Annotated in this window: 22 protein-coding genes and 1 riboswitch; of the genes, 16 read left to right on the plus strand and 6 right to left on the minus strand. The window is 73.3% G+C overall.

Features of this window, described 5'->3' with window-relative positions; genetic code table 11:
- Positions 1–79: 79 nt before the first annotated feature.
- The 9 genes from OG562_RS08640 to cobI all read left to right on the plus strand — a co-directional run bounded on the left by OG562_RS08640 (position 80) and on the right by cobI (position 12926).
- Positions 80–1333, plus strand: coding sequence for an inorganic phosphate transporter (locus tag OG562_RS08640; RefSeq protein WP_266395614.1), 1254 nt, complete (start codon positions 80–82; stop codon positions 1331–1333).
- Positions 1334–1367: 34 nt separating this feature from the next.
- Positions 1368–1589, plus strand: a complete 222-nt coding sequence (locus tag OG562_RS08645; protein WP_266395615.1) for a hypothetical protein — start codon at positions 1368–1370, stop codon at positions 1587–1589.
- Positions 1590–1717: 128 nt separating this feature from the next.
- Positions 1718–1860, plus strand: a riboswitch (cobalamin riboswitch).
- A 111-nt stretch (positions 1861–1971) separates the two neighbouring features.
- Entirely contained in the window at positions 1972–2958 is a 987-nt protein-coding gene (locus OG562_RS08650; protein WP_266395616.1) for a cobalamin biosynthesis protein, read from the plus strand.
- Positions 2955–4463, plus strand: a complete 1509-nt coding sequence (locus OG562_RS08655) for a cobyric acid synthase (protein WP_266395617.1) — start codon at positions 2955–2957, stop codon at positions 4461–4463. The genes OG562_RS08650 and OG562_RS08655 overlap by 4 nt, the downstream gene beginning before the upstream one ends.
- Positions 4460–8113 carry a cobaltochelatase subunit CobN gene (gene cobN, locus OG562_RS08660; RefSeq protein WP_266395618.1) on the plus strand — a complete coding sequence of 1218 codons (3654 nt, stop codon included), beginning with the start codon at positions 4460–4462 and terminating at the stop codon, positions 8111–8113. Before OG562_RS08655 ends, cobN begins: the two co-directional genes overlap by 4 nt.
- Positions 8110–10128 carry a putative cobaltochelatase gene (locus OG562_RS08665; RefSeq protein WP_266395619.1) on the plus strand — a complete coding sequence of 673 codons (2019 nt, stop codon included), beginning with the start codon at positions 8110–8112 and terminating at the stop codon, positions 10126–10128. Before cobN ends, OG562_RS08665 begins: the two co-directional genes overlap by 4 nt.
- Positions 10128–10727, plus strand: a complete 600-nt coding sequence (cobO, locus tag OG562_RS08670) for a cob(I)yrinic acid a,c-diamide adenosyltransferase (protein ID WP_266395621.1) — start codon at positions 10128–10130, stop codon at positions 10725–10727. Before OG562_RS08665 ends, cobO begins: the two co-directional genes overlap by 1 nt.
- A gap of 7 nt (positions 10728–10734) precedes the next feature.
- Positions 10735–12180 carry a cobyrinate a,c-diamide synthase gene (locus OG562_RS08675; RefSeq protein WP_266409111.1) on the plus strand — a complete coding sequence of 482 codons (1446 nt, stop codon included), beginning with the start codon at positions 10735–10737 and terminating at the stop codon, positions 12178–12180.
- On the plus strand, positions 12177–12926 hold the full coding sequence (gene cobI / locus OG562_RS08680) for a precorrin-2 C(20)-methyltransferase (RefSeq protein ID WP_266395623.1): 750 nt from the start codon (positions 12177–12179) through the stop codon (positions 12924–12926). Before OG562_RS08675 ends, cobI begins: the two co-directional genes overlap by 4 nt.
- A 203-nt stretch (positions 12927–13129) precedes the next feature.
- Here the strand turns inward: cobI and OG562_RS08685 are convergent, their stop codons facing one another.
- Entirely contained in the window at positions 13130–13858 is a 729-nt protein-coding gene (locus tag OG562_RS08685; protein ID WP_266395624.1) for a ZIP family metal transporter, read from the minus strand.
- Positions 13859–13966: 108 nt separating this feature from the next.
- Between OG562_RS08685 and cobM the strand changes: the two genes are divergently transcribed.
- The 6 genes from cobM to cobC are packed head-to-tail and all read left to right on the plus strand — an operon-like array spanning position 13967 to position 20335.
- Positions 13967–14785, plus strand: coding sequence for a precorrin-4 C(11)-methyltransferase (gene cobM / locus OG562_RS08690; protein WP_266395625.1), 819 nt, complete (start codon positions 13967–13969; stop codon positions 14783–14785).
- The gene (gene cbiE, locus OG562_RS08695; RefSeq protein ID WP_266395626.1) at positions 14782–16038 is read left to right on the plus strand and encodes a precorrin-6y C5,15-methyltransferase (decarboxylating) subunit CbiE; all 1257 of its coding nucleotides are present in this window, start codon (positions 14782–14784) and stop codon (positions 16036–16038) included. The genes cobM and cbiE overlap by 4 nt, the downstream gene beginning before the upstream one ends.
- Positions 16035–17765, plus strand: coding sequence for a precorrin-3B C(17)-methyltransferase (cobJ, locus tag OG562_RS08700; RefSeq protein WP_266395628.1), 1731 nt, complete (start codon positions 16035–16037; stop codon positions 17763–17765). Before cbiE ends, cobJ begins: the two co-directional genes overlap by 4 nt.
- Positions 17762–18364 (plus strand): precorrin-8X methylmutase, encoded by a 603-nt coding sequence (locus OG562_RS08705; protein ID WP_266395630.1) that lies wholly within the window; start codon positions 17762–17764, stop codon positions 18362–18364. Before cobJ ends, OG562_RS08705 begins: the two co-directional genes overlap by 4 nt.
- Positions 18361–19281: a sirohydrochlorin chelatase gene (locus tag OG562_RS08710; protein ID WP_266395631.1), complete on the plus strand. Its 921-nt coding sequence runs from the start codon at positions 18361–18363 to the stop codon at positions 19279–19281. The genes OG562_RS08705 and OG562_RS08710 overlap by 4 nt, the downstream gene beginning before the upstream one ends.
- Entirely contained in the window at positions 19271–20335 is a 1065-nt protein-coding gene (cobC, locus tag OG562_RS08715) for an Rv2231c family pyridoxal phosphate-dependent protein CobC (RefSeq protein ID WP_266395633.1), read from the plus strand. The genes OG562_RS08710 and cobC overlap by 11 nt, the downstream gene beginning before the upstream one ends.
- A gap of 82 nt (positions 20336–20417) precedes the next feature.
- On the opposite strand, the gene OG562_RS08720 is transcribed toward cobC, so the two are convergent.
- The 5 genes from OG562_RS08720 to OG562_RS08740 all read right to left on the minus strand — a co-directional run bounded on the left by OG562_RS08720 (position 20418) and on the right by OG562_RS08740 (position 25162).
- Positions 20418–21395 (minus strand): SCO1860 family LAETG-anchored protein, encoded by a 978-nt coding sequence (locus tag OG562_RS08720; RefSeq protein WP_266395635.1) that lies wholly within the window; start codon positions 21393–21395, stop codon positions 20418–20420.
- Positions 21396–21573: 178 nt separating this feature from the next.
- Positions 21574–22671, minus strand: coding sequence for an amidohydrolase family protein (locus OG562_RS08725; protein ID WP_266395636.1), 1098 nt, complete (start codon positions 22669–22671; stop codon positions 21574–21576).
- Between the two features lie 10 nt (positions 22672–22681).
- Positions 22682–23464, minus strand: coding sequence for an amino acid ABC transporter ATP-binding protein (locus OG562_RS08730; protein ID WP_266395638.1), 783 nt, complete (start codon positions 23462–23464; stop codon positions 22682–22684).
- Positions 23461–24294 (minus strand): amino acid ABC transporter permease, encoded by an 834-nt coding sequence (locus tag OG562_RS08735; protein ID WP_266395640.1) that lies wholly within the window; start codon positions 24292–24294, stop codon positions 23461–23463. The genes OG562_RS08730 and OG562_RS08735 overlap by 4 nt, the downstream gene beginning before the upstream one ends.
- Before the next feature lie 4 nt (positions 24295–24298).
- Positions 24299–25162: a transporter substrate-binding domain-containing protein gene (locus tag OG562_RS08740; RefSeq protein WP_266395642.1), complete on the minus strand. Its 864-nt coding sequence runs from the start codon at positions 25160–25162 to the stop codon at positions 24299–24301.
- Between the two features lie 186 nt (positions 25163–25348).
- On the opposite strand from OG562_RS08740, the gene OG562_RS08745 reads away from it, so the two are divergent.
- Positions 25349–26449, plus strand: coding sequence for an alanine--glyoxylate aminotransferase family protein (locus tag OG562_RS08745; protein ID WP_266395643.1), 1101 nt, complete (start codon positions 25349–25351; stop codon positions 26447–26449).
- Positions 26450–26464: the final 15 nt, after the last annotated feature.

The raw sequence follows: 26464 nt of genomic DNA on the forward strand, positions 1-26464 counted from the left end.
GCCCGCCCCAGTTCATCTTCCGTTCACCCAGGTTGCCTACGGTCAACCAACCAATGACCTCGAACGATTGCCTGGGTAAATGGAAAACTTCTCGCTGATCCTCGCGATTGTGGTAATCACCGCACTCGCGTTCGATTTCACGAACGGTTTTCATGACACCGCCAACGCGATGGCCACGACCATCTCGACCGGTGCGCTCAAGCCCAAGGTCGCGGTGGCCATGTCCGCCGTGCTCAACCTTGTGGGCGCCTTTCTCTCGGTGGAGGTCGCCAACACGATCTCCAAGGGTCTCGTCGACGAGACCGGCATCCGTCCCGAGGTCATCTTCGCCGCCCTCGTCGGCGCGATCCTCTGGAACCTGCTGACCTGGCTGGTGGGTCTGCCCTCCAGCTCCTCGCACGCCCTGATGGGCGGTCTGATCGGCGCGACCATCGCCTCGGCCGGCACCGGCGCGGTCCACGGTGACGTGCTGGTCACCAAGGTCCTGATCCCGGCGATCGCGGCCCCGATCGTCGCGGGCGTGGCGGCGATGCTCGCCACCCGCCTCTCCTACACCCTCGGCAAGAAGGCCGACGGCAAGGCTGCGGCGAAGGGCTACCGCACGGGCCAGATCGCCTCGGCCGGCCTGGTCTCCCTCGCCCACGGCACCAACGACGCGCAGAAGACGATGGGCATCATCACCCTCGCCCTGGTCGCCGGCGGCGCCGTGGCCCCCGACTCCGACCCGCCCACCTGGGTCATCCTCTCGGCCGGCATGGCCATCGCGCTCGGCACCTACCTCGGCGGCTGGCGCATCATCCGCACCATGGGCAAGGGCCTGACCGACCTTCAGCCGCAGCAGGGCTTCGCCGCCCAGACCAGTGCGGCGACCGTCATCCTGGCCTCCTCCCACCTCGGCTTCTCCCTCTCCACCACGCACTCCGTCTCCGGTTCGGTGATGGGCGCGGGCCTCGGCCGCAAGGGCGGGGTGGTCCGCTGGTCGACGGCGACCCGGATGTTCGTGGCCTGGGGGCTGACGCTGCCGGCGGCGGCCCTGGTGGGCGCGCTCGCCGAGTCGGTGACGGACCTCGGCGACTGGGGCACGGCCGTCGTCGCGGCCTTCCTGATCGCCTCCAGCGCGGCGATCTGGAAGATCTCCCGGCGCGAGGTCGTGGACGCGTCGAACGTCGTCGAGGCCGAGGAGCCGCCGGGTGTGGTCACCACGGCGATCGCGGCCGTGACCCCGCCGCCCACGGGCACGGTCACCGACGACCTGACGGCCACCATCCTGTCCCCGGCCGCCGAGTCGACCGCTCCCGCAGCGCCCGCCGCCCCGCCGGCCGCGGCCGTCTGAGCCCGCGCCCCCGGTACGAAGGAAGAGAAGCAGTATGAAGATCGACTGGGCAGCCCTGGGCTCCGTCTTCGGCGTCAGCCTCGTGGTCACGGTGGGCGTCGTCGCCCTGTTCACCCTCGGCATCATGGGCCTGTCGCGTCAGGAACGCGCCGCCGAGCAGGGCGGCTCGGCCGCCCTCGCGGTGACCGGCGCGTACGCCTGCTTCGCGGCGTGCGCGGCGGCGGTGGCGTACGGGATCTCGCTGATCGTGGCCTGACGGGTCATCTCGAGCACTGAGGGGTGCGGGACGGATCGCCGTCCCGCACCCCTCTTTCGTGGCCTCGCGAACCACCCCTGTGTGGGGCTCAGCACACTCCAGCCTCGCAGGTCAACAGCAAGTTGACGGCCCTTCCGGGCCCGTGGTGGACTGCCGGAGCCATGTACGGCGGCTGGAGAGGAAACCGGTGTGAATCCGGTGCGGTCCCGCCACTGTCACCGGGGTAGAAAGCCCCGGGAGCCAGGAACTCTCACCGCCGGTCTCGTCGAACCAGGGCGTGGACACCCTGAGTGAGGACATATCGCCATGCTCGGCTGCCGTTCGAGGACCAGTCCCGGCTCGCACCCCGCCCCCGCCCCCGCCCCCACCGTCGGCTGACCCGGTGCGTGCCGATCGCGTCTACGCGTACGGCGCCGCCGCCGGCCTCCTCTGCGACCTGCTCCTGGGCGATCCGCGCCGGGGACATCCGGTCGCCGCGTTCGGCCGGGCCGCGGGCGCCGTGGAGCGGGTGCTGTGGCGGGACCACCGCGGGTGGGGCGCGCTGCACACCGCGGTGTGCGCCGGCGGCGCGGTGACCCTGGGGGCCCTCGCCGCCCGGGTCGTACGCGCCTCCCCCGCCGCCTCCGTCGCCCTCACCGGCGCGGCCGCCTGGGCCGTCGTCGGCGGGACCTCCCTCGCCCGCGAGGCCCGGGCCATCGGGCAGGCCCTCGACGCGGGGGACGTCGAGACGGCGCGGGCGCGGCTGCCGCATCTGTGCGGGCGGGATCCGCAGTCCCTGGACGCCGACGGGATCGCCCGCGCCGTCGTCGAGTCCGTCGCCGAGAACACCTCGGACGCGGTCGTGGGCGCGCTGGTGTGGGGCGGGGTGGCCGGGGTGCCGGGGCTGCTCGGGTTCCGGGCCGTCAACACCCTGGACGCCATGGTCGGGCACCGGTCCGCCCGTCACCGACGCTACGGGTGGGCGTCCGCGCGCCTCGACGACCTCGCCGGCTGGCCGGGGGCGCGGCTGACCGCCGTCCTCGCGGCCGTCGCCGGGGACGATCCGCGAGGTGCGGTACGGGCCTGGCGCGCCGACGCCCGCAAGCACCCCAGCCCCAACGCCGGGCCCGTGGAGGCGTCCTTCGCGGGCGCGCTCGGGGTACGGCTGGGCGGGACCCTGTCGTACGGGGGCCGGGTCGAGCACCGGCCCGTGCTCAACGGGGCGGCGGGACGCGCCGTCGTCGTCCACGACATCGAACGCGCCGCCCGGCTCTCCCGCCGCGTCGGCCTGCTCGCGCTCGGCGTCACGGTCGCCGCGCGCACGGTCGCCGCGCGCACCGTCGCCGCGCGCCTCGACTCGAAGGTCCGGCTGAAGGGGCGTACGTCATGAGCGGTGGGCTGTTGGTCGCCGGCACCACCTCCGACGCCGGCAAGAGCGTCGTCACGGCCGGGATCTGCCGGTGGCTGGTGCGGCAGGGGGTGAAGGTCGCGCCGTTCAAGGCGCAGAACATGTCGCTCAACTCGTTCGTGACGCGGGAGGGCGCGGAGATCGGGCGGGCGCAGGCCATGCAGGCGCAGGCCTGCCGCATCGAGCCGACCGCGCTGATGAACCCCGTGCTGCTCAAGCCCGGCGGCGAGCAGAGCAGTCAGGTCGTGCTGCTCGGGAAGCCCGTCGGGGAGATGAGCGCACGCGGCTATCACGGAGGGCGGCAGCAGAGACTCCTCAACACCGTTCTCGAGTCTCTCGCCGAGCTGCGGGCCACGTATGACGCGGTGATCTGCGAGGGGGCGGGCAGCCCGGCCGAGATCAACCTGCGGCGGACCGACATCGTGAACATGGGGATCGCGCGGGGCGCCCGGCTCCCCGTGCTCGTCGTCGGCGACATCGACCGCGGGGGCGTCTTCGCCTCCTTCTTCGGCACGGTCGCCCTTCTCTCCCCCGAGGACCAGGAGCTGGTCGCCGGGTTCCTCGTCAACAAGTTCCGGGGAGACGTCAGCCTCCTGGAACCCGGGCTCGACATGCTGCACGGGCTCACCGGACGGCGGACGTACGGCGTGCTGCCGTTCCGGCACGGGCTCGGGATCGACGAGGAGGACGGGCTTCGGGTGTCGCTGCGCGGGACCGTGCGGGAGTCGAACGTCTCCCCGCCCGTCGGCGAGGACGTCCTGCGGGTCGCCGTCTGCGCGGTCCCCCTCCTGTCCAACTTCACCGACGTGGACGCCCTGGCCGCCGAGCCCGGCGTCGTCGTGCGGTTCGTGGACCGGCCCGAGGAGCTCGCCGACGCCGACCTCGTCGTCGTCCCCGGCACCCGGGGCACGGTCCGGGCCCTGGAGTGGCTGCGCGAACGCGGCCTGGCCGAGGCCCTGATGCGCAGGGCCGCCGAGGGCCGGCCGATCCTCGGCGTCTGCGGCGGCTTCCAGATCCTCGGCGAGCACATCGAGGACGAGGTCGAGAGCCGGCAGGGGCACGTGGAAGGGCTGGGGCTCCTTCCGGTCCGGGTGCGGTTCGCCCGGGAGAAGACCCTCACCCGGCCGGTGGGGGAAGCCCTCGGCGAGGCCGTCGAGGGGTACGAGATCCACCACGGGGTCGCCGAGATCCTGGGCGGAGCCGCCTTCCTGGACGGCTGCCGGGTCGGACAGACCTGGGGCACGCACTGGCACGGCTCGCTGGAGTCGGACGGCTTCCGGCGCGCTTTCCTGCGCGAGGTCGCGGCCGCCGCGGGCCGCCGTTTCACGCCGGCCGCCGACACCTCGTTCGCCGCGCTGCGCGAGGAGCAGCTCGACCGGCTCGGCGACCTGATCGAACAGCACGCGGACACCGACGCGCTCTGGCGGCTCATCGAGTCGGGCGCGCCGCAAGGACTGCCTTTCATTCCACCGGGAGCGCCCGCATGAGCACAGTGTTGTTGTTGTCGACCGCCGACACGGATCTGCTGGCGGCCCGGGCCGCCTCCGGCGCCGCGTACCGGATCGGCAACCCGACCCGCGTCGACGTCGCGACGGAGCTGCCCGCGCTGCTCGACGGCGCAGACCTCGCCGTCGTACGGCTGCTCGGCGGGAAGCGGGCCTGGGAGGACGGGCTGGCCGCGCTGAAGGCGTCGGGCGTGCCGACGGTGCTGCTGGGCGGCGAGACCGTGCCGGACGCGGAGTTGATGGCCGAGTCGTCGGCGCCGGCCGGTGTCGTGGCGGAGGCGCTGCGCTATCTCGTCGAGGGCGGTCCCGCCAACCTCACCGAGCTGGCCCGGTTCCTGTCCGACACCGTGCTGCTGACCGGCGAGGGCTTCCTGGAGCCGCAGCAGATGCCGGAGTACGGCGTCCACGGCGAGCGTGCCGTCGTCGACGGGCGGCCGACCGTCGGCGTGCTCTTCTACCGGGCCCACGAGCTGAGCGGCAACACCGGCTTCGTGGACACCCTGTGCGACGCGATCGAGTCGAAGGGCGCCAACGCCCTTCCCGTGTACTGCGGTTCGCTGCGCGGCGCGGACTCCGGGCTGTACGAGATCCTCGGCAGGACCGACGCCCTCGTCGCCACCGTCCTCGCCGCCGGCGGCACGCACGCCTCGCAGGCCTCGGCCGGCGGCGACGAGGAGGCCTGGGACATCGGCGCCCTCGCCGACCTCGACGTGCCGGTGCTGCAAGGACTCTGCCTGACCTCGTCGCATGCGGCCTGGATGGACTCCGACGCGGCCGTGTCCCCCATGGACGCGGCGATGCAGGTCGCCATCCCCGAGTTCGACGGGCGGCTCATCACGGTCCCCTTCTCCTTCAAGGAGCAGGGTCCGGACGACGTCCCGGTGTACGTCGCCGACCCCGAGCGGGCCGCACGCGTCGCCGGAATCGCCGTACGGCACGCGCAGTTGAAGCACAAGCCGAACGCCGAGAAGAAGCTGGCGCTCGTCTTCACCGCCTACCCGACCAAGCACTCGCGGGTCGGCAACGCGGTCGGACTCGACACCCCGGCCTCCGCGGTGCGGGTGCTGGACGCGCTGCGGGACGCCGGATACGTCGTCGAGGGACACCCCGACAACGGGGACGAGTTGATCCACCGGCTCATCAACGCCGGTGGCCACGACGTCGAATGGCTGACGGAGGAGCAGCTGGCCGCCGCGCCCGCGCGCGTGCCGCTCGCCGACTACCGGGCCTGGTTCGACCGGCTCGACCCGGAGCTGCGGGACGGGATGCTGCAGGCGTGGGGCGAGCCGCCGGGCAACCTGTACGTGGACGGCGACGACGTCGTGCTGGCCTCCCTCCAGTTCGGGAACGTCGTCGTGATGATCCAGCCGCCGCGCGGCTTCGGCGAGAACCCGATCGCGATCTACCACGACCCCGACATGCCGCCGTCGCACCACTACATGGCGGCCTACCGCTGGCTGGACCACTCCTTCGGCGCGGACGCCGTCGTCCACATGGGCAAGCACGGCACGATGGAATGGCTGCCCGGCAAGGGACTCGGGCTCAGCGGCGGGTGCGCGCCGGACGCCGTCCTCGGCGAACTGCCGCTGATCTACCCGTTCATCGTCAACGACCCCGGCGAGGGCACCCAGGCCAAGCGGCGTGGACACGCCACGGTCGTCGACCACCTGGTGCCGCCGATGGCGCGCGCCGACACCTACGGCGACCTGGCCAAGCTGGAGCAGCTCCTCGACGAGTACGCGCTCGTCTCCGACCTGGACCCGACCAAGGCGCCGGCCGTGCGGGCGCAGATCTGGACGCTGGTGAAGGCCGCCGAGCTCCACCACGACCTGCATGTGGACGACCAGCCGGACGACGACGCCTTCGACGAGTTCGTCATGCACATCGACGGCTATCTGTGCGAGATCAAGGACGTGCAGATCCGCGACGGGCTGCACATCCTCGGCGGCGGTCCGGTCGACGAGGCGCGGGTGAACCTCGTGCTGGCCGTGCTGCGGGCCTCGCAGGTGTGGGGCGGCACGGCGAACGCGCTGCCGGGGCTGCGGGCCTGCCTCGCCGAGCACTTCGGCCTGGTCGAGAAGGAGTTGCTCGCCGAGCCGGGCGCGCCGGTGAAGGCGCCGGTGGAGCTGACCGACCTGGTCGAGGGTCCGGCCCGTTCGGCGGCCGACGCGATCGACCTGCTGGAGCAGCTGTGCCGCCGGTTCGCGGAGGGCATGGAGCGGCGGGGCTGGGAGACGGCCGCCGTCCCGGCGCTGGTGCGCGAGGTGGTGGGGGCCGAACTCCCGGACGCCGTCGCGGTGTTGGAGTTCGCGTGCACGGAGGTCGTGCCGCGGCTGGCGAGGACGACCGACGAGATCGACCACATCCTCAAGGCGCTGGACGGCGGTTACGTCCCGGCGGGCCCGTCCGGCTCGCCGACCCGCGGGCTGGTGAACGTGCTCCCGACCGGGCGCAACTTCTACTCGGTGGACCCCAAGGCCATTCCGTCCCGGCTGAGTTGGGAGGTCGGCCAGGCGCTCGCGGACTCCCTCGTCCAGCGGTATCTGCAGGACACCGGGGAGTACCCGAAGTCCGTCGGCCTGACGGTGTGGGGCACGTCCGCGATGCGCACCCAGGGCGACGACATCGCCGAGATCCTGGCGCTGCTGGGCTGCCGCCCGGTGTGGGACGACGCCTCACGCCGGGTCACCGGCTTCGAGGTGGTCCCCCCGCAGGAGCTGGGCCGGCCCCGCATCGACGTCACGGTCCGCATCTCCGGCTTCTTCCGGGACGCGTTCCCGCACGTCGTCGGGTTGATCGACGACGCGGTGCGGACGGTGGCCGAGCTGAACGAGAGCGCCGAGCAGAACTACGTGCGCGCCCACGTCGACGAGGACGCCGCCGAGCACGGCGACCGACGGCGCGCGACGGCCCGTATCTTCGGCTCCAAGCCGGGGGCGTACGGGGCCGGGCTGCTGCCGTTGATCGACGCGCGGAACTGGCGCTCGGACGCGGACCTGGCCGAGGTGTACGCCGTCTGGGGCGGCTACGCCTACGGGCGCGGGCTCGAGGGGCGGGCGGCGCGCGGGGACATGGAGACGGCGTTCAAGCGGATCGCGGTGGCGGCGAAGAACGTCGACACCCGCGAACACGACCTCGTCGACGCCGACGACTACTTCCAGTACCACGGCGGCATGGTCGCCATGGTCCGGCATCTGACGGGGGCCAACCCCGAGGCGTACGTGGGCGATTCGGCGACGCCGGACCAGGTGAAGACGCGCACGCTCGGCGAGGAGACGCACCGCGTGTTCCGGGCGCGGGTGGTCAACCCGCGCTGGATGGCGGCCATGCGCCGACACGGCTACAAGGGCGCGTTCGAGATGGCGGCGACGGTCGACTACCTCTTCGGGTACGACGCGACGGCCGGGGTCGTGGACGACTGGATGTACGAGAAGCTCAGCGCCGAGTACGTCTTCGATCCGGAGAACCGGGACTTCATGAAGAAGTCCAACCCGTGGGCGCTGCGGGGCATCACCGAGCGGCTCCTCGAAGCCGCCGACCGCGGGCTGTGGGCCGAGCCGGACGCGGACACGCTCGAGCGTCTGCGCGCCACCTACCTGGAGCTCGAAGGCGATCTGGAGGGCGACCAGTGAGTACCCCGTTCCCGTTCACGGCCGTGGTCGGCCAGGACGATCTGCGGCTCGCGCTGCTGCTGAACGCCGTGTCTCCGGCGGTCGGCGGTGTGCTGGTGCGCGGTGAGAAGGGCACCGCCAAGTCGACGGCCGTGCGGGCGCTTTCGGCGCTGATGCCCACGCTGGACGTCGTCACCGGGTGCCGGTTCTCGTGCGACCCCGGCTCACCCGACCCCGCCTGCCCGGACGGGCCGCACGAGCCGGGCGCGTTCGAGTCCCGGCCGGCCCGGATGGTCGAGCTGCCGGTCGGCGCGTCCGAGGACCGGCTGGTCGGCGCGCTCGACATCGAGCGGGCGCTCGCGGAGGGCGTGAAGGCCTTCGAGCCGGGCCTGCTGGCCGACGCGCACCGGGGCATCCTGTACGTCGACGAGGTCAACCTGCTCCACGACCATCTCGTCGACCTGCTGCTGGACGCGGCCGCGATGGGCGCCTCCTACGTCGAGCGCGAGGGCGTCTCCGTACGGCATGCGGCCCGCTTCCTGCTCGTCGGGACCATGAATCCCGAAGAGGGCGAGCTGCGGCCGCAGTTGCTCGACCGGTTCGGGCTGACCGTGGAGGTCGCCGCCTCGCGGGAGCCCGACCAGCGGGTGGAGGTCGTGCGGCGACGGCTCGCCTACGACGACGATCCGGAGGGGTTCGCCGAGAGGTGGGCCGACGAGGAGTCCGCCGTACGGGCGCGGATCGTGGCGGCGCGGGAGCTGTTGCCGTCCGTGCGGCTCGGGGACGGGGCGCTGCGGCAGATCGCGGCGACCTGTGCGGCCTTCGAGGTGGACGGCATGCGCGCCGACATCGTGATGGCGCGGACCGCGGTCGCGCTGGCCGCCTGGGCCGGGCGGACCGACGTGCTCGCCGAGGACGTACGGCAGGCGGCGCTGCTCGCGCTGCCGCACCGGCGGCGGCGCAATCCGTTCGACGCGCCGGGGCTCGACGAGGACAAGCTGGACGAGACGCTGGAGGAGTTCTCCGGCGAGAGCGAGAGCGACGGCGACGAGGATCCGGATCCCGACGGGCCCGGCGGGGGCGGCGGGCAGCCGCCGCAGTCCGACGGCGACGGCCCCGAGGGCGGTGACACCGCCGCGCGGCCCGAGGCCGGCGAGGGCGGGGAGCCGCAGCCCTCCGGCGCCGGGGAGCAGTCCGCCGTACGGGCCGCCGAGCCGTTCCGTACGAAGGTGCTGAGTGTGCCCGGGATCGGTGAGGGGGCCGCCGGGCGGCGGTCGCGGGCGCGGACCGAGCATGGGCGGACCACCGGGTCCCGACGGCCTCAGGGGGCGCTCACCAAGCTGCACCTGGCGGCGACCGTGCTGGCGGCCGCGCCGCATCAGCGGGCGCGCGGGCGGTCCGGGCGCGGGCTCGTGATCCGGCGGGACGATCTGCGGCAGGCGACCCGGGAGGGACGCGAGGGCAACCTCGTGCTGTTCGTCGTCGACGCCTCCGGATCGATGGCCGCCCGGCAGCGGATGAGCGCCGTGAAGGGTGCTGTGCTGTCGTTGCTGCTGGACGCGTATCAGCGGCGGGACAAGGTGGGGCTGGTGACCTTCCGGGGCGCGGCCGCGGAGGTCGCTCTGCCGCCCACCTCGTCGGTGGACGCGGCGGCGGTACGGCTGGAGTCGTTGCCGACCGGTGGGCGGACGCCGTTGGCCGCCGGGCTGCTCAAGGCGCATGACGTGCTGCGGGTCGAGCGGCTGCGGGATCCGGCGCGGCGGGCGCTCGTCGTGCTGGTGACCGACGGGCGGGCCACGGGCGGGCCCGAGCCGGTCGCGCTGGCCGGGCGGGCGGCCCGGCTGTTCGCCGCCGAGGGCGTCGCGTCCGTGGTCGTCGACTGTGAGTCGGGGCCCGTGCGGCTGGGGCTCGCGGGGCAGGTCGCGGGTGAGCTGGGGGGTGCCGCGGTGACGCTCGACGAACTGCGGGCCGACTCGATCGCCGGGCTGGTCAGGGATGTTCAGAGGACTTCGGGGACTTCTAGGAGGGCCGCGTAATGCCGCAGGGGCAGCCGAGTGTCGTACCGGACGACGGACTGACGACACGTCAGCGGCGTAACCGGCCGCTCGTCGTCGTGCACACGGGCATCGGCAAGGGCAAGTCGACCGCCGCCTTCGGGCTGGCGCTGCGCGCCTGGAACCAAGGGTGGCCCATCGGGGTGTTCCAGTTCGTCAAGTCGGCGAAGTGGAAGGTCGGGGAGGAGAACGCCCTTCGGGTGCTGGGGGCCAGCGGCGGGGGGGGCTCCGTCGACTGGCACAAGATGGGCGAAGGGTGGTCCTGGGTCCAGCGCGACTCCCAGATGGACAACGAGGAGAAGGCCCGCGAGGGCTGGGAGCAGGTCAAGCGGGACCTCGCCGCCGAGACGTACAAGCTGTATGTGCTCGACGAGTTCGCGTACCCGATGCACTGGGGGTGGGTGGACGTCGACGAGGTGGTGGAGGTGCTGCGGGATCGGCCCGGGACCCAGCACGTCGTGATCACCGGGCGCAACGCTCCCGAGAAGCTCGTCGAGGTCGCGGACCTGGTGACGGACATGTCCAAGGTCAAGCACCCCATGGACGCCGGGCAGAAGGGGCAGAGGGGCATCGAGTGGTGACGCCGTGCTGACCTCCCCGTCCTCTTCCTCCGCCGTCCCTCGGCTGGTCATCGCCGCGCCCTCCTCGGGCAGCGGCAAGACCACCGTCGCCACGGGGTTGATGGCCGCGTTCGCCGCGCGGGGGCTCGCCGTGTCCCCGCACAAGGTCGGGCCGGACTACATCGACCCCGGATACCACGCGCTCGCCACCGGGCGCGTGGGGCGGAACCTCGACGCGTATCTGTGCGGGCCCGAGTTGGTCGGACCGCTGTTCCTGCACGGGGCGCGGGGGTGCGATCTCGCCGTCGTCGAGGGTGTGATGGGGCTGTACGACGGGGCGGCGGGCGAGGGCGAACTGGCGTCCACCGCCCATGTCGCCAAGCTGCTGCGGGCGCCGGTCGTGCTCGTCGTGGACGCCTCGTCGCAGTCGCGGTCCGTCGCCGCGCTGGTGCACGGGTTCGCCTCCTGGGATCCGGAGGTGCGGGTCGGCGGCGTGATCCTGAACAAGGTCGGGTCGCAACGGCACGAGTCTCTTCTGCGGGAGGCGTTGGACTCGGCCGGGGTGCCGGTGCTGGGTGTGCTGCGGCGGGTGGCTCAGGTGGACACGCCGTCGCGGCATCTGGGGTTGGTGCCGGTCGCCGAGCGGCAGGCTGCGGCGGTGGAGGCCGTGGCCGCGATGGCCGCGCAGGTCGACGCCGGGTGTGATCTTGAGGCGCTGCTCGGGCTGGCGCGGAGTGCGGGTGCCTTGTCCTGTGCGGCTTGGGATGCGGCTGAGGCCCTGGGGGCCGGCGCCCCCGGACCCCCGCTTTCGGCCCTGAAGGGGCCTCGCCCTCAAACGCCGGACGGGCTGGACACAGCCGGGCCGGGCTCGACGGTGAGGGTCGCCGTCGCCGGCGGCCCCGCCTTCACCTTCTCCTACGCCGAACACGCCGAACTCCTCACCGCCGCCGGCGCCGAGGTCGTCGTGTTCGATCCGCTGCGTGACGAGCAACTGCCGGACGGTACGGCCGGGTTGGTGATCGGGGGCGGGTTTCCCGAGGTGTACGCCGCCGAGCTGTCCGGCAACGAGCAGCTGCGCAAGTCGGTCGCGGAACTCGCGGAGCGTGGCGCTCCTCTCGCCGCCGAGTGCGCCGGACTGCTGTACCTGTGCCGGGAGTTGGACGGGCTGCCGATGTGCGGGGTGCTGGACGCGACGGCGCGGATGAGCGAGCGGCTCACTTTGGGGTATCGGGACGCGGTGGCCGTGAGCGACAGTGTGCTGGCCGTGGCCGGGACGCGGATGCGGGGGCACGAGTTCCACCGGACCGTGGTCGAGCCCGGCTCGGGGGCGGTTCCCGCCTGGGGTGTGCGCACTCCTGAACGGCGGGTGGAAGGTTTTGTGGAGCGCGGTGTGCACGCGAGCTATCTGCACACGCACTGGGCGTCCGAGCCCGGTGTGGCCCGTCGGTTCGTGGAGAGGTGCCGGACGTCATGAGCAGCAGACTGGTCGGAGTCGGGGTGGGGCCCGGGGATCCGGAGCTGGTGACCGTCAAGGGCGTCAACGCCCTGCGCGCCGCCGACGTGGTCGTCGTACCCGTGATGGCCGCGTCCGACGGAAAGGACGGCGGTGAGCCGGGGCGGGCCGAGGCGACCGTGCTGCACTACGTGCCGCAGGAGAAGGTCGTCCGGGTCGTCTTCGCGCTGAACGAGCGGACCGACCGGGGGCGGCGCGAGGCCGCCTGGGACGCGGCCGGGGCGCGGGTGGCCGAGCTGCTCGGGCAGCACGCGTCCGTGGCCTTCGCGACCATCGGCGATCCCAACGTGTACTCCACGTTCACCTATCTCGCGCAGACCATCGTCGAGCTGGTGCCGGGCACCCGGGTCGAGACCGTGCCGGGGATCACCGCCATGCAGGACCTGGCGGCGCGGTCGGGGGCCGTGCTGACGGAGGGCACCGAGCCGTTGACGCTGGTGCCCGTGACCGCCGGGTCGGCGGTGCTGAAGGACGCGCTGGCCGGGCCGGGGACCGTCGTGGCGTACAAGTTCGGGCGGCAGGCCGCCGAGGTCGCCGAGGCGCTGCGGGAGACCGGTCGGCTCGGGGACGCCGTGTGGGGGTCGGCGCTGGGGCTGGCGGAGGAGTCCATCCGGCCCGCCGCCGAGCTGGACGGCGAAGCGTTGCCGTATCTCTCGACGCTCATCGCGCCCGCGCGGCGCGAGGGCGGGCGGGGCGGCAAGCTGTGACCCCACGGCCGTCGTCGTCGCCCCGTGGGTCGGGGCCGTCGTCGCCGACCGCGCCTTCCTCACCGGCCCGGCCGTCGTGGGCGTCTTCCCCGTCCCGGCCGTCTCAAGCCTCGTGGCCGTCCCGGCCGTCGTCACCGCCCTCACGATCCGCGCAGCCCTCAACGCCCTCCCAGGCCCCCTGGCCGTCCCCGGCCCCCCGGCCCTCAAGAGGCCAGGCCGACCACCAGCCAGATGAAGGCCGCGCCGGCGATCGTGCAGAGCACGGTCGAGCGGGCGGGGTGTTCGTGGTGGGCCTCGGGGAGGATCTCCGCGGCGGCCAGATAGAGGAGCGCGCCGGCGAAGAAGCCGAGATAGCCGCCGAGCAGTTGCTCCGGGATGGTGACGAAGGACGTCGAGGCGGCGCCGAGGACCGGGGCCGCCGCGTCCGCGAACAGCATCGCCAGGGCCCTGCGGCGGGCGTTCCCGTACAGGCTGGTGATCGTGTAGGTGTTGAAGCCGTCCGCGAAGTCGTGGGCGATGACCGCGAGGGCCACCGCCAGACCCATGCCGCCGCCGACCTGGAAGGCCGCGCCGATCGCCACGCCGTCCATGGCGCTGTGGCCGACCATCGCCGCGGCCGCCGTCAGGCCCACCTCGGGGGCCCGGCCGTCGTGCTCCTCGGCGCCGTGCGCGGCCTGGCGTACGGCCAGCAGACGTTCCACCAGATGAGCGAGCAGGAAGCCCGCCACGAAGAGCAGGAGGGCGGCCGGGACGCCGAAGACCTCCGTGCCCGCCGTGGCCAGCGCCTCCGGCAGCAGGTCCAGGCCGACCACGCCCAGCATCAGGCCGCCCGCCAGTCCGAGGACCAGGTGGCGGCGGTCGGTCACGCGTTGTGCCGTCCAGCCGCCGGCCAGCGTCATGAGGAACGCGCCGAGCGCGACGAAGACCGCCATAGGGCCTTGCTATCCGATCGACCCCCCATCGCGCACATCCGGCCACGGCATCACGCCCACTGAATCCCGATACACCCCGTTATGACTGTTGTGAGAGGACCCGAATCCATGGCCGATGCCCCCACCGGCAAGGTGACCTTCGTCGGTGCCGGCCCCGGCGCCGCCGATCTGCTGACGTTCCGTGCCGCGCGCGCCATCGCCGACGCCGACGTGGTGATCTGGGCCGCGAGCCTGGTCCAGGCGGAGGTTCTCGAGCACGCGCGCGAGGGCGCGCAGATCCTCGACTCGGCCGCCATGTCCCTGGAGGACGTGGTGGCGGTGTACGAGCGGGCGCACCGAGAGGGTTTCCGGGTGGCCAGGATCCACTCCGGCGACCCGGCCCTGTGGGGCGGCACGCAGGAGCAGGTGGACCGGTGCCGGGAGATCGGCATCGAGACGGAGATCGTGCCCGGCGTCTCCTCGTTCTCCGCGGTGGCCGCGCTCGCCCAGCGCGAGCTGACGATCCCCGAGGTCGCGCAGTCCGTCGTGCTGACCCGGCTCGGCGGCGGCAAGACGCCCATGCCGCCCGGCGAGGAGGTGCGGGAGTTCGCCAGGCACGGCACGACCATGGCGATCTTCCTGTCGGCGGCCCGCAGCGGGCAGCTGGTGCGGGAGCTGCTGGAGGGCGGCTACCCGACCGAGACCCCGGTCGTCGTCGCCTACCAGGCCACCTGGCCGGAGGAGCTGATCGTGACGTGCACGATCGGCACGCTGGAGGAGACGGTCAAGGAGCACAAGCTCTGGAAGCACACCCTGTTCCTGGTCGGCCCGGCCCTCGGCGCCCACGGCACCCGCTCGCACCTCTACCACCCCGGCCACTTCCACGGCTATCGCAAGGCCGACCCGGAGGCCCGCCGGGCCCTGCGCGCGCGGGGTGCGAGTACGTGATCACGGTCGTCGGCACCGGAACCGGTGCGCCGCCGCCCGAGGACGTCCTCGCGGGGGCCGAGCTCGCCGTGGGCGGGCGTCGGCACCTGGACGCCGTACGACTGCCCGACGGCGCGGAGCGGATCGTGCTCGGTCCGCTGGCGCCGGCGCTCGACGTCGTCGAGGAGTACGTCGAGAAGGGGCGGCCGGTCGTCGTGCTCGCCTCCGGGGATCCGGGGTTCTTCGGGATCGTGCGGGCGCTGGCCGAGCGGTTCGGGGCCGAGCTGCTGGACGTACGGCCGGGGGTGTCCTCCGTGGCCGCCGCCTTCGCGCGGCTCGGGCTGACCTGGGACGACGCCGTCGTCGTCAGCGCGCACGGGCGGGATCCCCGGACCGCCGTCCACGTCTGCCGGGCGTTTGCGAAGGTCGGCGTGCTGACCGGGCCGGGCGCCGGGCCGGCCGAGCTGGGCGCCGCGCTCGCCCGCACCGCGCCCGACCGGGTCCTCGTGGTCGCCTCCGCGCTCGGCGACCCGGTGCGCGAGCGGGTGGAGCGGGTCTCCCCCGCCGAGGCCGCGGGCCGCGACTGGGGTACGGCGGTGAGCGTCGTCCTGTGCCTGGACGAGTCCCGCCCGCCGGGCGGCCCTCGCACGCTTTCGGGGCCGGCCCAGCCGCCCGCCGGGTGGGCGCTGGCCGAGGACGACTTCGCGCACCGCGACTCGATGATCACCAAGTTCGAGGTGCGGGCGCTGGCGCTGGCCCGGCTCGGGCCGCGCCCCGGCGACCTGGTCTGGGACGTGGGATCGGGGTCGGGTTCCGTCGCCGTGGAGTGCGCGCGGCTGGGCGCGGCCGTCAGCGCGGTGGAGAAGTCCCCGGACGGGGTCGGCCGGATCCGCGCCAACGCCGCCGCGCACGGCGTCGACGTGCACGTGGTGCCCGGCACGGCGCCGGACGCGCTGGCGGAACTCGACGTCCCCGACGCCGTGTTCGTCGGCGGCGGGGGCCGTGACCTGCCCGGGATCGTCGCCGCGTGCGCGCGGCGGGCCCGGCGGACCGTGGTCGTCGCGCTGGCCGCGCTGGACCGGGTCCCGGCCGTGCGCGGCGCGCTCACCGACGCCGGGTTCGACTGCGACGGCGTGCTGTTGCAGTCCTCGCGGCTCGCGCCGCTGCCGGGGGACGTGACCCGGCTCGCGGCGACCAATCCCGTCTTTCTGCTGTGGGGGACCCGACATCTCGGGGGCTCGATCCCCTTTTCTCATGAAGGAGTTGCTCTGTGATCGGCCTGATTTCCGCCACCGCGGCGGGGGCGGCGGCACGCGACCGGCTGGCCGCGGCGTGGCCGGACCGTGCGCGCGTGTACGACGGCCTTGTCGGGGACGCCGTACGGCGGGCGTTCGCGGAGTGCGAGCAGCTCGTGTGCTTCCTGGCGACGGGGGCCGTCGTCCGGCTCATCGCGCCGCTGCTCGGCGACAAGGCGACCGACCCGGGTGTGGTGTGCGTCGACGAGGGCGGCCGGTTCGCCGTGTCGCTGGTCGGCGGACACGGCGGCGGCGCCAATGAACTCGCCCTCGCCGTGGGCGAGTTGCTGGGCGCCGAGCCGGTGGTGACCACGGCGACGGACGCCGTCGGCGTCCCCGGCCTGGACACCCTCGGCCTGCCCGTGGAGGGCGATGTGGCCGAGGTGACGCGGGCCCTGCTGGACGGGGAGCCGGTCGCGCTGGACGCGGAGACGGCGTGGCCGCTGCCACCGGTGCCGTTCACCGGCCTCGCTTCGGGTTCCGATTCCGGTTGCGGTTCCGGTTCCCACACCGTCCGGATCACCGACCGGTCCGTCGAACCCGGTGACCGGGAGGTGCTGCTGCGTCCGCCGTCCCTCGTCGTCGGCGTCGGCGCGTCGAAGGGCGCCCCGGTCCAGGAGGTGCTCGACGTGATCGGGGGCGCGCTGCGGGAGGCGGGACTGTCCGCCCGTAGCGTCGCCGTGCTCGCCACCGTCGACGCCAAGGCCGACGAGCCGGGGATCGTCGAGGCGGCCGCACGGCTCGGAGTGCCCGTGGTCGCCTACTCCGCGCAGGAGCTGGCGGCCGTCGCCGTGCCGAACCCCTCCGCCGCACCCCTCGCCGCCGTCGGCACGCCGTCCGTCGCGGAGGCCGCCGCGCTGGTCGCCGGGGGTGAACTCCTCGTCCCCAAGCGGAAGTCGACGCGCGCGGACGGGCAGCCGGCGATGGCCACCTGTGCCGTCGTACGGCGGCCCGTGCGCGGGCGGCTCGCGGTGGTCGGGCTCGGGCCGGGCGCCCGCGATCTGCTCACCCCGCGCGCGCTGGCCGAACTGCGGCGCGCCGCCGTGCTCGTGGGGCTCGACCAGTACGTCGACCAGATCCGCGACCTGCTGCGGCCGGGCACCCGGATCCTGGAGTCGGGGCTCGGGGCAGAGGAGGAGCGGGCCCGTACGGCGGTGGCCGAGGCGCGGAAGGGGCAGGCCGTCGCACTCATCGGCAGCGGCGACGCCGGCGTGTACGCCATGGCGTCGCCCGCGCTTGCGGAGGCGTCCGACGACATCGACGTGGTCGGGGTGCCGGGCGTGACCGCCGCGCTCGCGGCCGCCGCGATCCTCGGGGCGCCGCTCGGCCACGACCATGTGTCGATCAGCCTCTCCGACCTGCACACGCCGTGGGAGGTCATCGAGCGGCGGGTGCGGGCCGCGGCCGAGGCGGACATCGTCGTCACCTTCTACAACCCGCGTTCCCGGGGCCGCGACTGGCAGCTGCCCAAGGCGCTCGCGATCCTCGCCGAGCACCGGGAGCCGACGACGCCGGTGGGCATCGTCCGGAACGCCTCGCGGCCGGACGGCACCAGTCGGCTGACGACCCTGGCCGCGCTCGACCCGGCGTGGGTCGACATGATGACGGTCGTGACCGTCGGCAACACGGCGACCCGGGACATCGCGGGGCGCATGGTGACGCCGCGTGGCTACCGTTGGCAGGCATCGCAGGAGGGCGCCCAGTGAACCGTGTGGTCCATCCGATCGAGCAGGAGTCCTTCCGCCGGCTGCGCGCCCGCCTGGACACCTCGCACTTCCCGCCGCTGACCCGGGCGGTCGTCGAGCGGGTCGTCCACTCCGCGGCCGACCTGGAGTACGCCTCCGATCTGGTGCTGGACGAGGGCGAGTTGGCGAAGGCCCACGCCGCACTGCACGCCGGCGCGCCCGTGGTCGTGGACGTGGAGATGGTCGCGGCCGGGATCACCAGGCGCGAGACCGTCTGCCGGCTCAAGGACGCCGAGTCCGGTCCCGGGCTGACGCGTTCGGCGCACGCGATCCGGCTGGCCTACGAGGAGGTCGGGCCCGGCGCCCTCTGGGTGATCGGCAACGCTCCGACCGCCCTGGAGGAGCTGCTGACGCTCGACGCCTCCCCCGCGCTCGTCATCGGGCTGCCCGTCGGCTTCGTCGGCGCGGTCGAGTCGAAGGCCGCGCTCCGCGAGAGCGGACTGCCCGCCGTGAGCAACGTGTCCGAGAAGGGCGGGTCGGCGGTCGCCGCGGCCGCGCTCAACGCCCTGCTGTACCACCCTGTCTCACCTTCCGCTGCGCACCACCAGGAGAAATCGTGACCACCCCGCCGCCGCCCGCCCTGCTCATCGCCGGCCATGGCACCCGGGACGACGCCGGGGCCGAGGCGTTCCGCTCCTTCGTCAGGGAGTTGGGGCTCCGCCACCCCGAACTGCCCGTCGCGGGCGGCTTCATCGAGCTGTCCCCGCCGCCGCTGGGCGAGGCCGTCGCCGAACTGGTGGAGCGGGGCGTACGCCGGTTCGCCGCCGTGCCGCTGATGCTGGTGTCCGCGGGGCACGCCAAGGGCGACATCCCGGCGGCCCTGTCCCGCGAGAAGGAGCGGCACCCGGGGATCTCGTACACGTACGGACGTCCGCTGGGCCCGCATCCGGCGCTGCTGAACGTGCTGGAGCGACGGCTCGACGAGGCGCTGGGCACCGTGGGGCGCACGCCGGAGGACCTGGCCGATGTGACCGTGCTGCTGGTGGGGCGCGGCTCGACGGACCCGGACGCCAACGCCGAGGTGTACAAGGCGGCGCGGCTGCTGTGGGAGGGGCGCGGTTACGCGGGCGTCGAGACGGCGTTCGTGTCGCTGGCCGCGCCGGACGTGCCGAGCGGGCTCGACCGGTGCGTGAAGCTGGGCGCGCGGCGGATCGTCGTCCTGCCCTACTTCCTGTTCACCGGGATCCTGCCGGACCGGGTGCGCCAGCAGACCGAGGGCTGGGCGGCCGCGCACCCGGAGGTCGAGGTGCGGTCGGCGGACGTCATCGGTCCCGAGCCCGAGCTGCTCGACCTGGTGATGGAGCGGTACCGGGAGGCCGTCGAGGGCGATCTGCGGATGAACTGCGACTCGTGCGTGTACCGCATCGCGCTGCCGGGCTTCGAGGACAGGGTGGGGCTGCCGCAGCAGCCGCACTTCCACCCGGACGACGACGGCCACCATCACCACCATCACAGTGGGCACGCGCATGCGCACTGACGGGGACCACGATCTGCGCCATCACGGGGACGCCGAGGTGCGCGACGACGGCTCGGCGCTGGTCGACCTCGCCGTGAACGTCCGCGCCGACACGCCCCCGCGCTGGCTGCGCGAGCACATCGCCGCCTCCCTGGGCTCGCTCGCGGCCTACCCGGACGGGCGGGCCGCGCGGGCCGCGGTGGCGGCGCGGCACGGGCTGCCGCCGGAGCGGGTGCTGCTGACGGCGGGCGCGGCGGAGGCGTTCGTGCTGCTCGCCCGCGCCCTGAAGGTCCGTCGGCCGGTCGTCGTGCACCCGCAGTTCACGGAGCCCGAGGCGGCGCTGCGGGATGCCGGGCACAGCGTGGAGCGGGTGGTGCTGCGGGCCGAGGACGGCTTCCGGCTGGATCCGGCGGCCGTCCCCGAGGAGGCCGACCTGGTGGTGGTCGGCAACCCGACCAACCCGACGTCGGTGCTGCACCCGGCGACGACGCTCGCCCGGCTGGCCCGGATCGGGCGGACGCTGGTGGTCGACGAGGCGTTCATGGACGCGGTGCCGGGCGAGCGCGAGTCCCTCGCCGAACGGACCGACGTGCCGGGTCTGGTGGTGCTGCGCAGCCTGACGAAGACCTGGGGCCTTGCGGGGCTGCGGATCGGCTACGTCCTCGCCGCCCCGGAGACGATCGCCGAGCTGGAGCGCGCCCAGCCGTTGTGGCCGGTGTCCACTCCGGCGCTGGCGGCGGCGGAGGCGTGCGTGTCCCCCCAGGCGCTCGCCGAGGCGGCCCACGCGGCCCGTCGCGGCGCGGCCGACCGGGCCCATCTGGTGGCGGGACTCACCGAGTTCGGCCCGGACGGGCTGCGGGTCGTGGAGCCCGCCGAGGGCCCCTTCGTCCTCGTACGGCTGCCCGGGGCCGCCGCCGTCCGCCGACAGCTGCGCGCCCTGGGGTTCGCGGTCCGGCGCGGGGACACCTTCCCGGGGCTCGACGAGGAGTGGCTGCGCCTCGCGGTCCGGGACCGGACGACGGTGAACCGCTTCCTCCAGGCGCTGGACCAGGCGTTGACGGTGACCCGGGGGTAAGCGGAACCGCTCCCAGGGGGCCGTGGTGGACAGTGGCCCGGCGTGCCGCGCCGCTCCACTGTCCATCACGGCCTCCGGTCGGTCAGCCTCGGCGGCGGCGGGCCAGAGCCACCGCTCCCCCGCCCGCGACCAGCAGCGCCGCGGCCCCGCCGGCGATGTACGGCGTCATCGTGCTCCCGCCGGTCTGCGCCAGGTCCGCCTGCGCGGGCGCGCCCTGGGGCTTGACGTCGGCGGCCGGTGCGGCGCTCGGCCCGGACGCCTGCTCCTGACCGTGCCCGGCTTCCCCGGCTTCCTGCCCTGTCTCCTGCTCTTGTCCCGGCTCCGGCTCCCGTTTCCGTGCGGAGGGGGCCTCGCAGGTCGCCTTCGCGAGGGTCAGAGTGCCATGGACCTCGGCGACGTTGAGGTTCAACGGGTTGAGCGAGACGGTGAGTTCGAGGGCGGTGGCGGCGGCCGTACGCGAGGTGGTCTCGCGCTTCGACAGGTCGAGGCGGACCTCGCCCACGCCCGGTACCTTCACATCCGTCGTGCCCCCGGTGCTCACCGAGACCTTCTTGCCCAGGACGGTCACCGAGCCGAGCAGGTTGGACTCGGCGACCGGGGTCTTGCCGGCCTCGCAGGTCGCCTTCGAGGTGACCGTGCCGACCTCGACGACCGAGAGCAGGGGAAGGCCGGGGACGTGCAGCTTGGCGTGGGCGAGGCGGGTGGACGCCTCGGCCTTGGCGTCGTCGACCGTCGCCTCGGCCTCGGCGACCTCGGCGCGCAGCACGCTGAACGGCCTTCCGCCGTCGACCCCGTCCAACTCGGCGGTCAGCGCGGTCCGTTCGGCGCTCTTCGGGGCCCGCACCTCGTTGAGGGAGACGGCGAGCGGGACGTGGACGGTCTTGTTGAGCAGGGCCACGTCGAGGCCGGTGCGCAGGACGGCGGCGCTCGCGCGCCCCTGGTCGTCACTCGCGTGGGCGGAGCCCGCCGCGGCCAGGGCCGCGGGACCTGCGGCCAGGGTCGCGGCCGCCACGACGGTGACGCAACGGCGTGCGGGCATGCGGAAGTCGATGCTGTGCAAGGGTGGGACCCCCAGAAGAGAACGCTTCGGGACCCGGCAAGAATCGCGCACGAGGCGTGAACGGTCAGCAAGCTGACGCGAGTTCACTCCAACGTGAGATTTTCGTGCACTTCTTCGAATCTGACGGCACACATGTTCTCCACAGCCGCCCGCGCCCCCTCCTTGAGCACGGCCCGATTCAGCGCATGACCTTCCCGTTCAGCACCACCCGGCGCGGAGCCGCCAGGACGCGCACGTCCGCGCGCGGGTCGCTCTCGTACACCACCAGGTCCGCCGGTGCGCCCTCGTCCAGGCCGGGGCGGCCGAGCCAGGCGCGGGCCCGCCAGGCGGTCGCCGCCAGCGCGTCGAGGGCCGGGATGCCCGCCGTGACCAGTTCGGCGACCTCGGCCGCGACCAGGCCGTGCGGGAGGGTGCCGCCGGCGTCCGTGCCGACGAAGACCGGGATGCCGGCGTCGTAGGCGGCGCGGACGGTGTCGTAGCGGCGGGCGTGCAGTCGGCGGATGTGGGCCGACCACCGCGGGAACCTGGCCTCGCCGCCGGCCGCGAGGTCGGGGAACGTGGCGATGTTGACCAGCGTCGGGACGATCGCGACACCGCGCTCGGCGAACAGCGGGATCAGCTCCTGCGTGAGCCCCGTCGCGTGCTCGATGCAGTCGATGCCCGACTCGACCAGGTCGCGCAGCGAGTCCTCGGCGAAGCAGTGGGCCGTCACCCTCGCGCCCAGCCGGTGGGCCTCCGCGATGGCCGCCGCGGCCGCGTCCCGGGGCCAGCTGGGGGCCAGGTCGCCCAGGTCGCGGTCGATCCAGTCGCCGACCAGCTTGACCCAGCCGTCGCCGCGCCGGGCCTCCTGAGCGACGTACGCCACCAGGTCGTCGGGCTCGATCTCGTGGGCGTAGCCCCGGACGTAGCGGCGGGTGCGGGCGATGTGCCGGCCGGCCCGGACGATCTTCGGGAGGTCGTCGCGGTCGTCGGTCCAGCGGGTGTCGGAGGGGGAGCCGGCGTCGCGGATCAGCAGGGTGCCCGCCTCGCGGTCGGTCAGCGCCTGCTTCTCCGCGACGTCCACGCCGACCGGGCCGTGCGGGCCGAGGCCCACATGGCAGTGGGCGTCGACGAGGCCGGGCAGCGCCCAGCCCTCCACGGTCCGCAGGTCACGGGCGCCGACGGGACGGTCGTAGGAGACACGGCCGTCGATCACCCAGAGTTCGTCGTGGACCTGGTCCTCGGCCGGGCCGGCGAGGACCCGTCCCTTCACGTGCAGCACCGCCTGATCGCTCATGCCCGGCACCTTAGTCAAGCCGCTCCTGCGGCTCCTCCTCCACCTCCGCCATCGCGGGGTCGAGGAGGCGGGAGAGGAAGTGGCGGGTGCGTTCGTGGCCGGGGGCGCCGATGACCTGGGCGGGGGCGCCGTCCTCGACGACGACTCCGCCGTCCATGAAGACGACCCGGTCGGCGACCTCGCGGGCGAAGGTCATCTCATGGGTGACGACCATCATCGTCATGCCCTCGTTCGCCAGCATGCGCATGACCGCGAGGACGTCCCCGACCAGCTCCGGGTCGAGCGCCGAGGTCGGCTCGTCGAAGAGCATCACCTCGGGGCCCATGGCGAGGGCCCGGGCGATGGCGACACGCTGCTGCTGACCGCCGGAGAGGGAGGCGGGGTAGGCGTCCGCCTTCTCCGACAGGCCCACGCGGGCCAGGTTCTCGGCGGCGATCCGGGCGGCCTCGGCCTTGCCCCGGCGCAGCACCCGGCGCTGCGGAAGCGTGAGGTTCTCGGTCACCGAGAGGTGCGGGAAGAGGTTGAACTGCTGGAAGACCATGCCGATACGCCGGCGTACGGCGTCGATGTCGACGTCCGGGTCGGTGAGTTCGGCGCCGCCGACGAAGATCTGGCCCTTGGTGGGCTCTTCGAGCAGGTTCACACAGCGCAGCAGCGTCGACTTGCCGGAGCCGGACGGGCCGATGACGCAGACGACCTCGCCCTGGCCGATCTCCAGGTCGATGCCCCGCAGAACCTCGTTGGCGCCGAACGACTTGTGCAGACCGCGTACTTCGATCTCCGGTCGGCTCATTTCACGGCCTCCTGTGCCTTGGCCTCCATACGGCGCACGACGAAGCCGAGCGGGACGGTCACCAGCAGATAGCACAGGCCGGCGACCAGGATCGGCGTGGAGTTGGCGGTCGTGCTGGCCAGGTCACGGCCGTACTTGGACAGTTCGCGCTCCTCCAGGGTCACACCGAGCAGCAGCACGAGGGAGGAGTCCTTGAAGAGCATGATGAGTTCGTTGGTGAGCGGCGGGAGGATGATCCGGAACGCCTGCGGGATGACGACCGAGACCATCGCGCGGGCGGGCGAGAAGCCCAGCGAACGGGCCGCCTCCGTCTGCCCCTTGGGCACCGCCTGGATGCCCGCGCGGAACGTCTCCGCCATGTACGCGGCCCCGATCAGGCCGAGACCGAGCGCGGCCTTGCCGTAGGTGCCGCCGACGATCTCCGTGCCGGGGAAGGCCAGCGGCACGGCCACGCCGATGAACACGAAGATCAGCAGGGCGGGCAGGCCGCGGAAGATCTCGATGTAGACGCCGGCCACCCAGCGGTACGGGCCGACGGAGGACAGCCGCATCAGCGCGACGACCAGCCCGAGCGCCAGCCCGAGGGCGAAGCCGGACACCGTGTACAGCACGGTGTTCTTCAACGCGAGCGTGAGCACGTCCGGGAACATCTGCCGGGCGATGTCCCACTGGGCGAACTGGTTCTTCAGCCGCCCCCAGTCGGCCGTGACCGCGAACACGATCACGGCGGCGACGAAGACGACGTACTGCGCACCACGCGAGAGGCTGCGCTTCTGACGTCTGGTCAGACCCTTTTTGCGAGGCTGGAGTCGTACGTCCGTATCGGCCATGGGGTCAGGAGGCCGAGGCGGAGGCCGAAGGGGCGGCGGCGGACTCGTCGTAGGGGCCGATCCACTTCTCGTACAGCGTCTTGTACGTGCCGTCCGCCTTGGCGGCGGCCAGCGCCTTGTTGATCGCGGCGACCAGCTCGGCGTTGCCCTTCTTCACCGTGAAGCCGTACTGCTCACCGGTGTTGAGGTTGTCGACGACCTTGAAGGCGTCGGCGTTCGCCTTGTCCTTCAGCCAGCCCTGGACGACCGGGTAGTCGATGACGACGGCCTTGACCTGGCCGGTGCGCAGGCCGTTGAGGACGGCGTCGGAGGACTCGAAGGAGACCGGGTCGAAGCCCTGCTTCTTGGCGTAGTCCTCGCCGGTGGTCTGCGCCTGCGCGCCGAGCTTGACGTCCTTGGCCTTCACGTCGGCCAGCGAGTTCACCCCGCTGTTCTTGTCGACCAGAACGGCCTGGGTGGCGTCGAAGTAGGGGTCGGAGAAGTCGACGTTCTTCTTGCGCTCCGCGGTGATGGTCATGCCGGCCGCGGCCAGGTCGCACTCGCCGGAGTTGAGGAAGGCGCCGGTCTTGAAGTTCTCGAACGGCGTGTCGAGGATCTGCTGCTTCACGCCGAGGTCCTTGGCGACCAGGTCGATGAGCGACACGTCGAAGCCCTGCACCTTGCCGTCGATCTCCGACTGGAAGGGCGGGTAGGGCAGATGGGTGCAGGTGGTGAGCTGCCCCGCCTTGACGAGTTCGACCCCGCCGGCGGCGGTCTTGGAACCGCTGCCGCCGCTGTCGCTCGACGTACAGGCGGCCACGAGCATCAGCGCGGCCGTCGCGGTGCCGGCGGCCAGGACATGGGTCCGGCGCCCGGGGAACGTGTTCAAGGCGGGCCTTCCTGTCAGAGAACTGTGGGTTCTGATGGCTTCTGATTATAAGGAGAAGTTTGAGGCTCTCAAATTAAACCGATGGCCATGGGGCCGTTCGACCTAAGAAGTAACCAGCGGGGAGGGTGGGGTAGGTGCCGGTTACTCTCGTCATCTGTACCCCGTGAGCGAAGAGAGACCACCGCCGTGACCCACCCGTTCCTGGACCTGGCCCCGTTGAGCGCCGCCCGCTTCGCGTCGATCGAGGACCGCGTGGCGCGTCTGCTGCACACCGAGCAGGACGTCGTGATCATGCAGGGCGAGGCGCTGCTGCCGCTGGAGGGCGCGATCCGCGGTACCGCCGGTCCGGGCACGACCGCGCTGAACGTGATCACCGGCCCCTACGGGCAGACCTTCGGCGACTGGTTGCGGGACTGCGGCGCGACGGTGATCGACCTGGCGGCGCCCTTCCACACGGCGGTCACGGCCGCGCAGATCCGGGAGGCGTTCGCCGAGCACCCGGAGATCGACTTCGTCTCGCTGGTCCACGCGGAGGCGGCGACCGGGAACACCAACCCGGTCGCCGAGATCGGCGAGGCCGTACGGGAGCACGGCGCGCTGTTCTACCTGGACGCGGTCGCCTCCGTCGGCGCGGAGCCGGTGCTGCCGGACGCGTGGGGCGTGGACCTGTGCGTGATCGGGGCGCAGAAGGCGATGGGCGGCCCGGCGGGCGTGTCGGCGGTGTCGGTGAGCGAGCGGGCGTGGGCCCGGATGGCCGCGAACCCGAGGGCGCCGCGCCGCTCGTACCTCTCCCTCCTCGACTGGAAGGAGCGCTGGATCGACGGCGGCCGCAAGGCCCTGCTGCACGCGCCGGCGCAGCTGGAGATGCTGGCTCTGGAGGCGTGCGTCGAGCGGATCGAGGCGGAGGGCCTGGACACGGTGACGGCCCGGCACGCGTCCGCCGCGAGGGCGACCCGCGCGGGCGCGGTGGCCCTGGGCGGCGGCCTGGAGCCGTACGTGCACCAGGCGACGGAGGCGGCCCCGGTCGCCACCACCCTGCGCACCCCGTCGACCGTCGCGGCATCGGCCCTGGTGACCCGGGCCCTGCAGAGCGACCCGGCGTTGCCGCTGGCCGCGGGCGGAGGCGCCCTGGCCAAGGAGATGATCCGCGTCAACCACTACGGCGCGGACGCGACCCCGGGGGCGGTCCGCAACAGTCTGACCGCACTGGGCGCCGCGCTGGCGGAGGCGGGGCTGGACGTGGATGTGGTGGGGGCGTTGCGGGCGGCGGAGCGGGCTTGGGGGTAGGGGGCGGGCCCGGGG

Origin of the sequence: Streptomyces sp. NBC_01275 (genome assembly GCF_026340655.1) — a bacterium.
Lineage (GTDB): Bacteria > Actinomycetota > Actinomycetes > Streptomycetales > Streptomycetaceae > Streptomyces.